Origin of the sequence: Thermosinus carboxydivorans Nor1 (assembly GCF_000169155.1) — a bacterium.
GTDB classification, from domain to species: Bacteria; Bacillota; Negativicutes; order Sporomusales; family Thermosinaceae; genus Thermosinus; species Thermosinus carboxydivorans.
This window is the reverse complement of sequence record NZ_AAWL01000001.1, coordinates 334,620-349,669: the sequence shown is the minus strand read 5'-3', so window position 1 is coordinate 349,669 and position 15,050 is coordinate 334,620. Positions and strand designations below refer to the sequence as shown.

At 43.7% G+C, this 15,050-nt stretch carries 13 protein-coding genes and 2 pseudogenes; 5 read left to right on the top strand and 10 right to left on the bottom strand.

Features of this window, described 5'->3' with window-relative positions; all coding sequences use genetic code 11:
* The 6 genes and pseudogenes from TCARDRAFT_RS01575 to TCARDRAFT_RS01550 form a co-directional block, all read right to left on the bottom strand.
* Positions 1–380: pseudogene (locus TCARDRAFT_RS01575) on the bottom strand (2-oxoacid:acceptor oxidoreductase subunit alpha); the annotation flags it as partial.
* Positions 381–393: 13 nt separating this feature from the next.
* Positions 394–576: a 4Fe-4S binding protein gene (locus TCARDRAFT_RS01570; RefSeq protein WP_040682894.1), complete on the bottom strand. Its 183-nt coding sequence runs from the start codon at positions 574–576 to the stop codon at positions 394–396.
* A gap of 200 nt (positions 577–776) precedes the next feature.
* Entirely contained in the window at positions 777–1,307 is a 531-nt protein-coding gene (locus TCARDRAFT_RS01565; RefSeq protein WP_007288238.1) for a 2-oxoacid:acceptor oxidoreductase family protein, read from the bottom strand.
* Position 1,308: 1 nt separating this feature from the next.
* Entirely contained in the window at positions 1,309–2,127 is an 819-nt protein-coding gene (locus TCARDRAFT_RS01560) for a 2-oxoacid:ferredoxin oxidoreductase subunit beta (RefSeq protein WP_007288237.1), read from the bottom strand.
* A 15-nt stretch (positions 2,128–2,142) separates the two neighbouring features.
* Positions 2,143–3,270 carry a 2-oxoacid:acceptor oxidoreductase subunit alpha gene (locus tag TCARDRAFT_RS01555; RefSeq protein ID WP_007288236.1) on the bottom strand — a complete coding sequence of 376 codons (1,128 nt, stop codon included), beginning with the start codon at positions 3,268–3,270 and terminating at the stop codon, positions 2,143–2,145.
* A 13-nt stretch (positions 3,271–3,283) separates the two neighbouring features.
* On the bottom strand, positions 3,284–3,466 hold the full coding sequence (locus TCARDRAFT_RS01550) for a 4Fe-4S binding protein (RefSeq protein ID WP_040682894.1): 183 nt from the start codon (positions 3,464–3,466) through the stop codon (positions 3,284–3,286).
* A 398-nt stretch (positions 3,467–3,864) separates the two neighbouring features.
* Here TCARDRAFT_RS01550 and TCARDRAFT_RS15895 point away from each other — a divergent pair.
* Positions 3,865–4,997: pseudogene (locus tag TCARDRAFT_RS15895) on the top strand (IS256 family transposase); the annotation flags it as partial.
* Positions 4,998–5,095: 98 nt separating this feature from the next.
* On the opposite strand, the gene TCARDRAFT_RS01540 reads toward TCARDRAFT_RS15895, so the two are convergent.
* Entirely contained in the window at positions 5,096–6,076 is a 981-nt protein-coding gene (locus TCARDRAFT_RS01540; RefSeq protein WP_007288233.1) for a 2-hydroxyacid dehydrogenase, read from the bottom strand.
* Between the two features lie 154 nt (positions 6,077–6,230).
* Positions 6,231–7,697 carry an SLC13 family permease gene (locus TCARDRAFT_RS01535; protein WP_007288232.1) on the bottom strand — a complete coding sequence of 489 codons (1,467 nt, stop codon included), beginning with the start codon at positions 7,695–7,697 and terminating at the stop codon, positions 6,231–6,233.
* Between the two features lie 458 nt (positions 7,698–8,155).
* Here TCARDRAFT_RS01535 and TCARDRAFT_RS01530 point away from each other — a divergent pair, with 458 nt between their 5' ends.
* From TCARDRAFT_RS01530 to TCARDRAFT_RS16265, 4 genes are all read left to right on the top strand, one after another.
* Positions 8,156–9,043 (top strand): fumarylacetoacetate hydrolase family protein, encoded by an 888-nt coding sequence (locus TCARDRAFT_RS01530; protein WP_007288231.1) that lies wholly within the window; start codon positions 8,156–8,158, stop codon positions 9,041–9,043.
* 4 nt (positions 9,044–9,047) lie between these two features.
* On the top strand, positions 9,048–9,836 hold the full coding sequence (locus TCARDRAFT_RS01525; RefSeq protein WP_007288230.1) for an SDR family oxidoreductase: 789 nt from the start codon (positions 9,048–9,050) through the stop codon (positions 9,834–9,836).
* Positions 9,837–9,910: 74 nt separating this feature from the next.
* Complete coding sequence (locus TCARDRAFT_RS01520) at positions 9,911–10,972, top strand: Ldh family oxidoreductase (protein ID WP_040682938.1); 1,062 nt, start codon at positions 9,911–9,913, stop codon at positions 10,970–10,972.
* Positions 10,973–11,714: 742 nt separating this feature from the next.
* Complete coding sequence (locus TCARDRAFT_RS16265) at positions 11,715–11,846, top strand: UPF0236 family transposase-like protein (protein ID WP_332248953.1); 132 nt, start codon at positions 11,715–11,717, stop codon at positions 11,844–11,846.
* Between the two features lie 430 nt (positions 11,847–12,276).
* Here TCARDRAFT_RS16265 and TCARDRAFT_RS01510 read toward each other — a convergent pair whose 3' ends face one another.
* The gene (locus TCARDRAFT_RS01510) at positions 12,277–13,008 is read right to left on the bottom strand and encodes a FadR/GntR family transcriptional regulator (protein ID WP_007288228.1); all 732 of its coding nucleotides are present in this window, start codon (positions 13,006–13,008) and stop codon (positions 12,277–12,279) included.
* 828 nt (positions 13,009–13,836) lie between these two features.
* Positions 13,837–14,184 (bottom strand): IS3 family transposase, encoded by a 348-nt coding sequence (locus TCARDRAFT_RS15180; RefSeq protein WP_083795354.1) that lies wholly within the window; start codon positions 14,182–14,184, stop codon positions 13,837–13,839.
* Positions 14,185–15,050 lie beyond the last annotated feature (866 nt).

Below are 15,050 nucleotides of genomic sequence, written 5' to 3'. Positions count from 1 at the left end.
CGGGCTTGCATCATATCGCCTTGAGCGGGAGCGGTAGGCTGGCCGGTGCTGGGACCTACGCGTTGGACGTTGGCGATGACGAGCGGTACTTCGGCAATTGCGGCATAGCCGATAAGTTCCTGTTTGAGCGAGAAGCCAGGGCCGCTGGTGGCGGTGAGCACCTTTTTGCCGGTGAGGGAAGCGCCGATGATGGCGCCCATGCTGGCGATTTCGTCTTCCATCTGGATGAACTTGCCGCCGACCTCGGGGAGGCGTTTGGCCATAACTTCGGCGATTTCGGTCGAAGGGGTAATGGGGTAGCCGGCAAAGAACTTGACGCCGGCGGCAATGGCGCCTTCGGCGCAGGCTTGGTTGCCTTGCAGGAGAAGGACTTTACCCACTTATATCACTCCTTTACTTTTCTACAAAGATTGCATAATCAGGGCAACGCATTTCACATTGCTTACACTTAATGCATTTGGATTCATCGACAACTTTGATTTTGCCAACTTCGTCTAAGGAAAGCACTTGTTTGGGGCAGAAGGCCACACAAATGCCGCAACCTTTGCAACGCTTTACTAAGGTCTTTAAAGCCATTTCCTTCACCTCCGCATAACCATTTCCGTTAAAATAATAGCGATATTTGTCCGAAAAGGCTAATCATTTTTCCCGAACGGTAAAAATAGCACACTGAACTGTCGCTACCGACGCCTCAGATGTTTGAGGTTATTACAAAAAAATATTAGCAGCGCATTTGCGCTGCTAATATTGAAAAGAATTGGCGGTGGTTGCCGCGCCTATTTTTTTTGGATTAATTGCATTCCCAGTTCAAGGGCGCGTTTGTTGACTTCTTCAGTGCCGGGGGGAACGCGGTTAAGAACCGCCTGGGTAATCGACTCGACACTAACGACATTGGTGGCCGCCACGATGGCGCCGAGGGCAATAATGTTGGCAAAGAGGCTTTTGCCCAGTTCAGCGTTGGACGTTTCGGTGATGGGCAGCCGGTAGACGTTTTTAACGTGTTCAGGGATTTCTTTGACGAAGGTAGTGTCTACCATCAGGATGCCATCCGCCGGCAGGTCGGCGCAGTATTTGTTGGTGGCTTCCTGCGTCATGGCCAGCACCAGATTAGGCTTGGTGACTTTGGGGTAATGGATGGGCCGGTCGGCGATGATGACCTCGGATTTGCTGGCGCCGCCGCGGGCCTCGGGACCGTAGGACTGGGACTGGATGGCCAATTTACCGTCCAGTAGTGCCGCTTCGGCGAGAATGATACCGGCGAGAATAAGACCCTGTCCGCCAGAGCCTGAAAGCCGCATTTCAACCATATTACCGGGCTCCTTTCTGCGCTTTGGCGAGGATTAAATCATATTGCTTGGTGTATTCCGGCGCTTCGCTCTTGTGCAGGACGCCGATAAGGAATTTATCGGCAAGCTGTTCGGGGGCGAGCTTTTTCGCCGCTTCGACGGTAACGGCGTGGTCGCGCTGCCATGCGAGCATCTTAGGCGCATCGCCCATCTTGTTTTGCCGGCCATAGGAAATGGGGCACTGGGTGATGGCTTCGACCAGGGCGAAGCCGTCATGGCTGATGGCTTGGGCGATGAGGTCGACAAGCATTTGGGTGTGATAGGCCGTACCGCGGGCGACAAAGGTGGCGCCGGCCGCCTTGGCCAGTTCCGCGATATCAAAGGTGCGTTCGACCGTTCCGTAAGGCGCCGTTGTCGCCTTGTTATTGGTCGGCGTAAGCGGCGAATATTGGCCGCCGGTCATACCATAAATGTTGTTGTTGTAAAGGATCACTGTCAGGTTGATATTGCGGCGGGCCGCATGGATGAAGTGGTTGCCGCCGATTGCGGTGCCGTCGCCGTCGCCGGTAACGACAATGACATTAAGGTCCGGCTCAGCCAGCTTGATCCCGGTAGCGACCGGCAGGGCACGGCCGTGAGCGGAGTGAACGGTATCGAAGTTAAGGTAGCCCGAAGCACGGGACGAGCAGCCGATACCGGAAACAATGACGGTTTTATTTTGGTCCAGCCCCAATTTGTCGATAGCCTTGACGATGGCGCCGGTAACAATGCCGTTGCCGCAGCCCGGGCACCAGATATGAGGCAGACGGGGGCGGTAATATTTTTCGATGATTTTTTCCATCACGATGCCTCCCTGTTATAATTTCGCGATAAAATCGAGCAGTTCCTGCGGCGAAATGGGCTCGGAGTCGTACTTGGCCAGCCCGTGGACGGCCGTTTTGCCTTCGACGGCCTTCTTGACTTCGCCGACAATTTGACCATAGTTGAGTTCGGGCACGACAATAGCCCGCACTTTTGCGGCCAGGCTGACAATTACTTTTTCCGGGAACGGCCAGATGGTGATAAGGCGCAACATGCCGACCTTCATGCCTTGCTCGCGCATACTTTCAATCGCCGCATACGCAGTGCGGGCGGTACCGCCGTAAGCGATAATGGCGATGTCGGCATCGTCGAGCATATATTCTTCATACAGGATGATGTCATCCAAGTTATTTTCGATTTTGTCATGGAGCCGCTTGATGAGTTTTTTCGTGGCGGCGGCTGAACCGTTGGGGAAGCCGGTTTCGTCGTGAACCAGGCCGGTCACATGCCAGCGGTAGCCCGTGCCGAAGTCGGCCATTGGCGGGACGAGGTCCTCATCGGGCTGATAGGGTTTGTATTCGGCCGGCGGCACCAATGGCTTTTTGCGGACCGGCGGGGTGATAGTGGAATAATCAGGCAGTTCGATGCGTTCACGCATATGGCCGACAATTTCATCAAGCAGCATAATGACCGGGGTGCGGTATTTTTCCGACAGCTCGTAGGCCTTGATGGTCAGTGTGAAACACTCCGGTACACTGGCTGGGGTAAGGGCGATGATCGGATGGTCGCCATGAGTACCCCACCGGGCTTGCATCATATCGCCTTGAGCGGGAGCGGTAGGCTGGCCGGTGCTGGGACCTACGCGTTGGACGTTGGCGATGACGAGCGGTACTTCGGCAATTGCGGCATAGCCGATAAGTTCCTGTTTGAGCGAGAAGCCAGGGCCGCTGGTGGCGGTGAGCACCTTTTTGCCGGTGAGGGAAGCGCCGATGATGGCGCCCATGCTGGCGATTTCGTCTTCCATCTGGATGAACTTGCCGCCGACCTCGGGGAGGCGTTTGGCCATAACTTCGGCGATTTCGGTCGAAGGGGTAATGGGGTAGCCGGCAAAGAACTTGACGCCGGCGGCAATGGCGCCTTCGGCGCAGGCTTGGTTGCCTTGCAGGAGAAGGACTTTACCCACTTATATCACTCCTTTACTTTTCTACAAAGATTGCATAATCAGGGCAACGCATTTCACATTGCTTACACTTAATGCATTTGGATTCATCGACAACTTTGATTTTGCCAACTTCGTCTAAGGAAAGCACTTGTTTGGGGCAGAAAGCCACACAAATGCCGCAACCTTTGCAACGCTTTACTAAGGTCTTTAAAGCCATTTCTTTCACCTCCGTGCAATGCTTACGTTTCATAACCTTCACTATTTTAACTATAATACGACAAAATCCTTCATAAAAAATGATATAAGTATAAATATATACAAATAATGTTGCGTTTAAAGCGAGTTACAGAGTTAAGTCAGTTAAGAACAGCTATAAAAAGTCATATCCGTATAATTATGTAAAAAGGTTAGTGCTCCCAAAATAATCTAAACTAAAAATAAAAAGAGCCGTTTTCAAAATCCTCAGTTAAGAATGGAGTTGTCCATACAACATTCAACGAGAGAAGTTTTGAAATGGCTCAATACCATAATTTCAATACCATAATTATTTCAATACCATAATTATCGTAGTTTCTAAACCTTTACACGAACTTTTTTGAATTACTTGAAAGATATGCAGGAATTACTGCATCTTTGAAGGAGGTATTGAACCAAATTTTGCAAGCTCAAGCGGCGGAACAATTAACACCGAACCTTATGAGCGAACATACGAACGCCGGGGCTATCGCAATGGCGTGTATCACCACCGGCTTGGCACCCGTGTTGGCGCCATTACGCTCAAAGTACCCCGGTTTCGCGACGGTAAGTTCTCGACAGAATTATTTGTTCGTTATCAGCGTAGCGAACAAGTTTTAGTGCTGACTTTGTTAGAAATGGTTGTAAATGGTGTGTCCACCCGCAAGGTGGCGCAAATTACTGAGGAATTTTGCAGCACTGAGTTTTCCAAATCCGCTGTATTGGGATTTATGCAAACGGTTGGATCCGATTGTACAGGCTTGCAATGTACGTACTTTACAGGATCAGAAATACCTATTTGTCATTGTGGATGCTATGACAATTAAAGTTCGGGAAGAAGAGCGGGTGCGGTTTTCGCGGCGTGACATAAATGCGGTGGGTTGACACAAAGTGTTGGGGATTTTGTTTGGTGACAGCGAGTCAGAAATCAGTTGGAGCGAGTTTTTTGGCTGGCTCAAACGCTGGGGCCTCTGTGGCTACGGTGGCTAATCCATGCCATCCGCCAGCGCTTTCAAGGCGTAACCTGGCAGCGTTGCCTAACGCATTTTATGCGCAACATCATGGATGCAGCGCTCAAGTCCTTGCAGCCAGAAATTCACGCCCGTGTAAGAGCCATTCTGGATGCGCTGGATGCAAAAACCACCATGCTGTTTCTCAGCGAAACGCTTGTTGCTTATGAAACAAAAGCGTCGAAAGCGATTACCATATTCGAGAATGGCTTTGATGATGTGATTGCCGTTTTGGCTCTGCCAGAGAAGTGCCGCAAACGCTTACGCAGTACCAACGGTATTGAACGCCTCAAAGAAGAGGTCCGGCGTCGCGAACAAGTAATTCGCATCTTTCCGAACTGGTCTTCCGCACCGGTCTTCCGTTTTGCGTCTGATTGGTTTTCTGCTGATGGAAATTGACGACAAATGGGCAAGCGACAAAAATACATAGATATGGCAGACTATTGGGATTGGCGTGAATGCCAAGAGCATACAGCAGACAATAAATTTGTTAAAATCTGTTAAATGCTCTATTTCCTCTAATTGAGGATGAATTTTAAACATTTAAACATAAATTAGGACTTGCTTCATGCTTGCTTGTCAAGGTTAATTTATACAGAATACTAACGGTTTTGTTGTATTGTAGTAACTCCGTTTACAACAAAACGGGGATTTTTTCCTCTAGTAGTTGCTATTATGTTTTCAAAAGCCAATCCCAACACTGTCTGGAGAGTGTCTCGTGTGCCTGCCCCTATGTGAGGTGTTGCCAAAACGTTGTTTAATGTGAGCAGTGGGTTATCTTCTACCGGTTCTTTGGACCAAACGTCAATACCCGCTCCAAGAAGTTTGTTTTCTTTCAAAGCACGGTAAAGGGCTACTTCATCAACAATATTACCGCGTGCTACATTAATTAGGAGTGCTGTAGGCTTTAGTAATGCCAATTCTCGCTCACTTATGAGATTTTTTGTATCAGGAGTTAAAGGTAAATGAATACTGATAATATCGGATTTTTGCAGTAGTTCGTTAAGTTCATGATAGGTTACATTGAGACGTTTTTCTTCAGCAGGCTCTAGACGTCGTAGATCATAGTAGATCACGTTTGTTCCAAAAGCCTGTGATAAACGGGCGACTTCTCGTCCAATGTTACCAAATCCGATAATACCATGTGTTTTACCTTTTACTTCATAAGATGATGGGCGAAATTCCCATGACATCCAATTGCCTTTTTTTGTTTCGCGGTCTAATATGTTAATTTTTCGATATAGATTAATAATCATGCCGAGTGTAAGTTCTGCTACGCTTGTAGCATTACCGCCGGGAGTGTTAGCAACCGGAATTCCTAGTGTTTTTGCAGCAGCAAGGTCAATATTGTCAACTCCGACACCAGTTTTTTGAATCATCTTTAGTTTCGGTGCTTTCTGGATAAGTTCTTGTGTGATTTTGTATAAAGCAACCAAGAAATAATCAGCTGAATTTAAGGCTTGTTCTTTTTCCTTGTCATTTAATGTATACCAGTAAGTGACAGTAACGCCTGATGGCTTTATAGATTCAATTAGTTCTACCATGTCAGGAAAAACTTTATCAAAATAAATAACTTTGATCATTGAAATACCTCCTTGTGCTTTCATTTTTCAATTATAATCATGCTTTCATTTCAGTGTGGTTACAGCATTGCACATCTTGTTCCGGTTGGTGAAATGAGTAACCGTTTTTACCAAGGCTAAACTTTCGCGGTGATTGCCTTGGGTTTATTGGTTTTTAATGAATAAGACCGATTATTCGCCACCAACTAAAGGCAGTAAGTATCCAAAGCCCCCAGATGATTACGCCCAAAATCAGTGATGACTTAAGTTGTTCAGTTACAGTATAGTGGCCAGTACCAAACATAATGATATTACCCATAGTATTGAATGGTAGGAAGAGGGCGTAAGCCATCATGATAGCTAGTGGCAAAACGAAGCTTACTATATCAAAACCTAGTGCTTTAGCTAAACCAATATAGATAGGGATCATTACCCCCGTCATGGCGGTAGTAGTTGACCAAATGATATGGCTGAAGATACTAAAGCCAATAAGAAGAATAAGGAGCGGTATCATTGGTATATTATGCAAGCCAAGAGATGAAAGTAGTGACTTGATAAGCCACTCAAAAGCTTTAGTTTTCATCAATGCATCACTTAAGGTCAATACACCGCCGAAGTAAACAAAGAGTTCCCACGGTAATGACTTTTCAGTTTCTTTCCAATTGAGCACACCGATTTTCGGCAGGAAAATTAAGAGAGATACGAAAAAAGCAACCATAGTGGAGTTGAATTTATGAATTGCGTCGGTGGACCATAATAAAAGGGCTAAAGCAAAATAAGTAATGGCTTTTTTTTCATTGGCTGAAATTGGGCCCATGGCAGCTAGTTCTTGTTTGATGTACTCCACACCGCCGGGAAGTGCTTTGACTTCGGGTGGGAATAATTTTAGTAACAACCAAGCTGTAGCCAATAAAATAATGATATTAGTCGGTACAGCAGCCAGTGCCCAATAGCTCCAGGTAGTATAGATAGATGTGCCAGCTGCTGCTGCAATAAGGCCGATTGATACAGGATTGGGGATGGTTCCGGTTAGAAAAGCTGAGGCGGTAATATTAGATGTATATGTGGTGGCTAAGAATAGAGCTTTGCCAAAATTGCTTTTGCCTGGTTCTGCCTTATAAGCCTCTGCGATACCTTCGACGATAGGAAGCATAGCGGCTGTTCGGGCGGTGTTTGAAGGCGTCAGCGGAGCAATAATGAAATTAGCGAGCATTGAAGCGTAGATAGCGCCAGCTGGTGTTCGGCCTAAAATCTGCATCATATGTAAGGCTAGTCTTTTAGCTACTCCAGATTTTGTCATAGCAATTGAAATAACGAAGCCGGTAACCAACAACCATAATGATGAGGAAGCGAAACCGCCGACTGCGAAATCAGCATTGCGGATAAGTTCGCCTGCTTTATTGACTTTTCCATCAGGGTTACCTACCCAAAAATACAGAAGAGTAACAATTGCGAAGGTACTCACTGCAAAGTTTATACCTATGGTAATCCAAGCAACTACTGCGCCGCCGAATATGGCCAGCAGTTTATGTTGGGTGATTGTCATAGTGGCTGGGGTGGGTATTAGCCAAATGATTATTCCAACTATGACCGATAAGATAAGTCCATATTTTCGACCCCATGCTTCAAAAGTATTTGCCATTGTGCATTGATACACTCCTTTGCTTTAAATTAAAGTTTTCAGCGATGTTTTATTTTTATCTGTTTAATCTGCCAATAAGTCTGCAGGGCACCTCCTTCCTTAATAAAACCACGCAAAATTTGTCTAACAACCATACAACTTTTATCAATTTCTTTTATAACATAAATTTAACGAAAAATCACAATGGCAAAAAAATTGCAATTAAAGGATTTTCGTGAAAATATTGGCGATTATCTAGATTTTTTACGGTATTTGGCATTATTTTTAAAAAAATAGTAAATTGACAAGTTTTGGGATGAAACAGTATTATTGAGTCAACAGCTAATAATCTTGAAAAATGGAGGTGGTTTTTAATTAAAAGTTGTATGATAACCATACAACTAAAAGGAACGAATAAAGATCAAAAACAAAACAAATTAATCAAAAACAAAACAAATTAACAGAAGGAGGAAGTTTTCATGAGATTGGCAACAATTAAACTTAATGGAGCAGAGGTAGCTGCTGTAGTGACAGGGGCGGGATTGCTTCCTGTAAGTACAATTAATGAAAAGCTCAACCAAAATTGGGCAACTGAAGTGTTTACTTTAATACAAACTAATCAACTCGATGCCATGAATGAGTGGTATCGCAACGGTGGTAAGGAAAAATTGGAGAGTTTGTCCCAATATGCTATTTCCAAAAATGAAGTACGGTATGCGCCGCTTTATCGTCATCCATCTAAAATCTGGGGTATAGGGCTAAACTATGTTGATCATGCCGGAGATCTTGCTGAAAAGGCGCCTACTTTGGCTCCTGCCAGTTTTGCTAAATTTGACACCACAATTATTGGACCGGGTGAAGAAATAAAAATTCCATTGCAGTCAGAAAAGACTACTGGTGAATCGGAATTGGCCATTATTTTTGGGAAAAAATGCAAAGATGTAGAAGAAAAGGATTGGCTGAACGTAGTCGCTGGTTTTACTACCATAATTGATATGACTGCTGAAGATATTCTACGTATTAATCCTCGTTATTTGACACGCGCTAAAAATTTTGATACTTTTTTGAGTTTTGGACCGGTACTTGTAACTCCGGATGAAATTGAAGATGTCAATAAGCTAAATGTTGCCACTGTAATTAATGGTAGAATTCATGCGCGAAATGTAGTGTCAAACATGACTTTCCCACCAGCTTATTTGGTTTCCTTCCATTCTAAAGTGGCTACGATGTTGCCCGGGGATATTATTCTTACTGGTACGCCGCGGGCAGTGCAAATCAATGACGGCGATGTTATTGAGTGTCACATTGACGGATTTGAGCCATTGGCTAACCCGGTAATTGACTTAAAAGTACGTAATAGGAGGTAGGAACATGGATTTGGGTTTAACAAATAAATCAGTCTTGGTGATGGCTTCCAGCGCTGGTCTTGGTAAAGCTGCTGCTATGGAGTTTAGCAGAGAAGGCGCCAATGTAATGCTATTTAGCCCTTTCGAAGAAGAACTAAAGGCTGCTCAAGCAGAAATCAAATCCGTTACTGGTCGTGAGCCGGCCTATACTGTTGGTGATATCACGGTAGCAGAAGATATTAAAAGAGTAGTAAAAAATACAGTTGATAAATTTGGCCCGATTTATGCGCTTGTAAATAATTCTGGTGGACCTCCAGCTGGTACTTTCGATGATTTTGACGATGAAGCGTGGCAGAAAGCTTATGAACTTAACTTGCTATCATATATTCGCAGTATTCGTGAGGTATTGCCATACATGCGCAAACTAGGCAAAGGTCGGATTGTTAACTATACATCTTCGTCGGTTAAACAGGTCTTAGATAACCTGATTTTGTCCAACACTTTTCGCATGGGGGTTGTTGGTCTTACAAAAACGTTGTCGCAAGAACTAGGTAAAGACAACATACTTATTAATGTTATGGGTCCAGGGCGTATCGGAACGGCTCGTATTCAACAACTGGATAAGATTAGGGCACAGAAAGCGGGTATTTCGGTTGAGGAGGTTTATAAAAACACAATAAAAAATATCCCGCTTGGCCGTTACGGGACTCCGGACGAATATGCTCGGTTGACTGTCTTCTTGTGTTCTGAGGCTAATACCTACATTACTGGACAGACAGTGCTGGTTGATGGGGGTATGACCAAAGCTTTCTAACTTGGCATTAATATGCGAAATTTGACTATCCATAATATTGGATATCCATAAACAGAAAGAGGATGTTAATGATAATGAATAATAAAATGGTTAAAGCCGAGTGTTTGCTAGATTATTGTGCAAGTTTATTTGAAAAAGTTGGAGTACCTCGCGACGAATCATATATAAATGCTGAAAATTTAGTAGATGCGGATCTAACTGGCGTTGAATCGCATGGTGTTTCCAGAATGCCGATCTACTTAAAAAGAATCAGAATGAATGCTGTAAATCCACGTTGTACGTTGCGTACGGTGTCTGAAAGTCCGAGCACTGCCGTAATTGACGCCTGTAATAGTATGGGAGCTGTTGTAGGCGTAAAAACAATGGAATTGGCAATTGAGAAGGCTAAGAAGACTGGCATATCTTTTATTGTTGTAAAGAATTCTAATCATTATGGAACAGCAGCTTATCATGCCAAGATCGCTTTAAAACATAATATGATTGGATTTACGGCTACCAACGGAGCGGCAAGAATGGCTCCTTGGGGTGGGAAAGATCCTTTTTTTGGGACTAACCCATTTGCTGTAGCTGTACCTGCAGGGAAACACTTGCCGATTATTGCCGACATGGCAACAAGCGTGGTGGCTTTGGGTAAAATTATTCTTGCTGCTAAGAAAAATTTGCCAATTCCACTTGGATGGGCTCTTAATAAGTTTGGCGAAGAAACTACTAACCCCAAAGAAGTATTTGATGGAAAAGTAATTGGCACGCCTTTGCCTTTTGGTGGACCTAAGGGTTCGGCAATAGCTTTATTGATTGATGTGTTGACAGGGATATTGGCAGGTTCAACTTTTGGGCCACAAATAAAGGATATGTACGCCGATTTTGACCAACCAACAACAATTAGTCATTTATTCGGTGCAATAAATGTGGAAGCTTTTGTACCGGTGAGTCAATTTACTAGCAGTATAGACGAGTTAATTACAATGGTGAAGCAAGTTTCGCCGGCCAAGGGAGTTGATGAAATATTCCTTCCTGGTGAAATAGAACTTCGCAAGAAGGAAAAACGTTTGGCAGAGGGAATTCCTATTTCCGAAGCTGTACTTGAAGATTTAAGAAAAGAAGGCGAATTGTGCAGGGTTGAATGTAATCTATAATGAGTGTGAGCTTGTTAATTGACTGAAAACGTACTATTAAAACCGTGGATTTCTCACATGCGTTATGTCAAAGAGACAGTGTATTCAAACTGTTTAATAGTAATTAGCGGTGTGAATCATTTTATGTCAGATTCATACCGCTATCCTTTTATTTGATAAAGTGGTTTGACCATGATAAACAATAAACACCTAAAATACAAGGAATTGCAAGCAGTTAAGTATTTTGTTATTAATTTTGGAACATTTTTGGGGTTAATTATGGTATTACGATGTTGTAGATGGTAGCTTTCGGCGGTCATATTAAAATCTCATTTTATGTACCAGCCGATCTAATTTGACCGTTGTAATGACTACATCACCAAGAAAGCCAGCCCATTTATAATATACCGTTAGTGTAAAATTGTTGTAAGATTTTGATGATGCGAAAAAGAAGAAGACATCACCGTCCATCCCGGGACGAGTAACCAAAAATGATTACTCAGAGGTGATGTCTTCATGGAATATAGTTTGCCCTGTCAGTTACTTAATCCTTTCTGTCGTTGAAATTGCTTTAAGTAATTTATCTGGTAAAATGGACTTTCAAAGTTTTGAACATCTGCTACACGATACGCTCAAAGAAGTTGGCCGTGAAATTATAAGGCAGGTTTTAGAAGAACTAGATCGACAATTAAGCAAGACAAAACAAAGCGGCCATGGTGAGTAGTTTGTCGAAATGCGACATTAAGGAAGTCGTAACCTGTTTTTGTATGAAAGGACCTACTACAAGCATAAAGAAATCGGGCAATACACTTATTTGGTTGATGAACAAGCAGGCTATATATCCCATATGCGCAAGGCAACACTGGTTGAACATGCAGCAGACATGGCTTACTGAAAAAGCGCTGAATCGGTAGGTGCAGAGTGCGGCGGTGTTGCGTTAAGCGGATAGACAGTTTTACGGGCAGTTCGCGAATTCGAGCTGCCTAGGTTGCTCGCGCAAGGCCGTAAAGTAATTCAAACGCTCTATATTGAAGTCGACGAAGATCACGTGGTCTGTCAACGTGGACGGGTTATAGAAGCCCGTTTGGTGTAAATCCACGAGGGCTGGGAAAAAAAGGATGGCGGGCGTGTGTTAAAAAGTGTGATTTATCTAAGCAACGTAGATAAAGATGCTGATGAGTTTTGGAAAAGTGTCTGGAACAAAGTGAATAACCGGTATGACCTTTCGACCTTGACCGTACCCACGAGCAAGGCAACAGGATGTGTGTCATCTTAAAAAATCCTACAATGTCTTGGCACTATCCCTTATGGAGTATCAAAATTTATCACGGATTAAGATTTGAATTATAGTACTCAACAAGAACCTCTTCAAGGATACGGTGGGCACGATCAAGATGGATTTCCATGGCCCTGTGTGCTGCATGGCACTTTCGCTGTTCAATAGCTTTAACTATTTTTTCGTGCTCTGTCAGAATAAGTTTGTAGCCGGCAGGCTTAGATTTGTGATACTTGCCATTTTTAACCACTTCAGCATATAATTCGTACAAATAACTGATAATAGAAATAATTGTATTATTTTTTGCCGCCTTAGCAACAGCATAATGAAAAGCAAAATCCGAAATGGTAGTATCAGCGCCTTGAGCTACTGCTTCTACCATATTTCGATAAGCAGCCTTGATTTCAATTATATCTTCTGGCGTAGCCCTCAAAGCTGCCAACATTGCTACCTCGCACTCCAGTATCTTGCGTACTTCCATTAACTCCAGAATAGCCACATTTTTTCCACCTAACAAAGAAGTTAACGGTTCAATCGGACCTGCGGCGCTATGTAGGCGTCTAACATAAGTACCGCCGCCTTGTTTTGTGATTATCCATCCTTCGGCTTCTAGACCAGCCAGCGCTTCACGCACCGTGGTTCGGCTTACCCCAAATATTTCAGCTAAACGTTTTTCTCCTGGTAATTTATCCCCATAGCCAAACTGACCGTTTTTAATCATGTCTTTCAAACGTTGAAAAATTTCTTCCGACAGTTTTACTCGTTCAATTTTTCCAAGCATATCATCTCTCCTAACTACGGTATTCCCTATTAAAAATGTATTGTTTCATAGGCCATTAATTATAAAATTGAATGCAACATATGCAAAAACATTGCAGAGCACTTAAACAATCGAAAAATCGGCAAGTTTTCGGACATTGGGAAATTAATACCGTAGTTGGCAAACGCTCCAACAATTAGACTTTTTTGACATTGACCGAACATATACTTGCCATTCAATTTACTATCTCTGTGAGCCAAAAATCAAATAAACCCCTTGATTTTGGAGTCTTGTCGTAAAAAGCTTATTAATTCGCTGACACACTACATTTTTCGCGCTTTCGCACCAATGATTATAGCCTATGCTTGCCAGATGTCAAGGCACGCTCCACTCTGCAGAAGGCAGTCCTTGATATTCTGGATGCGCACATGCTTTTAGTTGAACCAGCGAAAGCGCCGCATCAAACCATGACCGTAAACAGGTTTTGCCTTGATGCTACCATCCAGCAGTTAAAGCGGGCCGGTGACATATCACGCAGACTGCAATGCAGTCGTCGATTAGTGTAAAAATCAAGATACTAGTTTAATTGCTTCTTGATAGCTTTCAAGTTCATGCCGCGACAGGCATTCATCTTCGAGTATGTGGTGTAAGACTTCAATGTGGGCATTTAGATTGGGCGTCTTGGGTGGTATGCGTTCATGTTCAATGTTTAAGTAGCACATGCTTCTTAAAGGCATAGCAGTAAATTGTTACCCATTGGCAGACCGGGTAACTGGACGTACATCTGCTTGCAGTAGTTTACGTTTACATAGTGCTCTTTTGAGCAGGTTGGCTGCATGTTTACCTTTACTAGTCAGGCCAATATAGTAGTCTATGATAATCTGTGATTTTGGTGATAGTCCGATTACGGGCTAGACGGCGTATATGGCGGATACGGATATGGTTGCGGCGCTGCGGTCTTAATATGTCCAGTTCTTTGCAAAGCGGGTATACCTCTTTCTTGTTGATAATTAACTCGCGTTCCAGGGACAGACACTTTGCAAGTTTACGGTATCCATAGATGCTTTCTTTGCCGGCAATTAGTTCAAACAGCCTGCTCGTCACATACCTGCTTACCCGCTTCAATGTATGAATATCCAGGGATTGGCTGGCCGCCGCGTAGTGCTGATGTTGTTTGTGATTTAGTTTCAGCTTCAATCACTATTTCTTTAAATTCTTTAGTGTACCGTTCTTATCGCAGGTCTCGTCTCTCCTCTCGTGATTTCATTTTTAACCTATTTTGAGACGAGACTCCAATTAGATTAGGGGGCTAAATAGTGATTTGCTACCATTATTCTAACCAAGGCCATTTGTCTGATAATCTATGGGGCCAATATAAATAACCTGAATCCGTGACAAATTAAGCCTAACATAAGGAAACAACCGGGGGGAATATTTAATTCATACAAGGGATGGCGGATGCATATGTCACTTTCTCAAGTGTCCACCGCCAGGGTGATTCTGAATGAAGATACACTTTATTCGTATAAAAGAGATACTCACTCATTACGCCGGTCTGGCCGAGGGAGGTCATTTGTTTGGGCAGACCAAACTTAAATTACGGCTAAACTAGACACGGGTGGAAAAGAATCCTCATTCGAAGATTTCTTACGGCGACCTAGGGGCGATTAACGGAAAAATTAACCAAAACGGGACGAATTTTACAGATTAGGCCAGACGTTAGTGTAAAATTACTGTAGGATTTTGCTATTGGAAAATAGAAGAAGACATCACCATCCTTGGTGGGATGAGTTTACCCAGAAATGGACCAGCAGATTCGACAAGATAAAACGCTACGTTCCGGGTGGGTAGTCTGCCGAAAAGTCGACATTAAAGAAAAATAGTGACTTTATTTAGGCCTTTAAGATATTACTACTACCGTAAACAGACCGAACAATATGCATATCTGTAGATGAATGAGCTGGCTATACACCGCATATGCGAGTAGTTCAAAACATTAAAGTGAAACTGATTGGGCATGGAGCAGATATGTCCGATCGTAAAAGCGCATGCTTTAGAGCTAG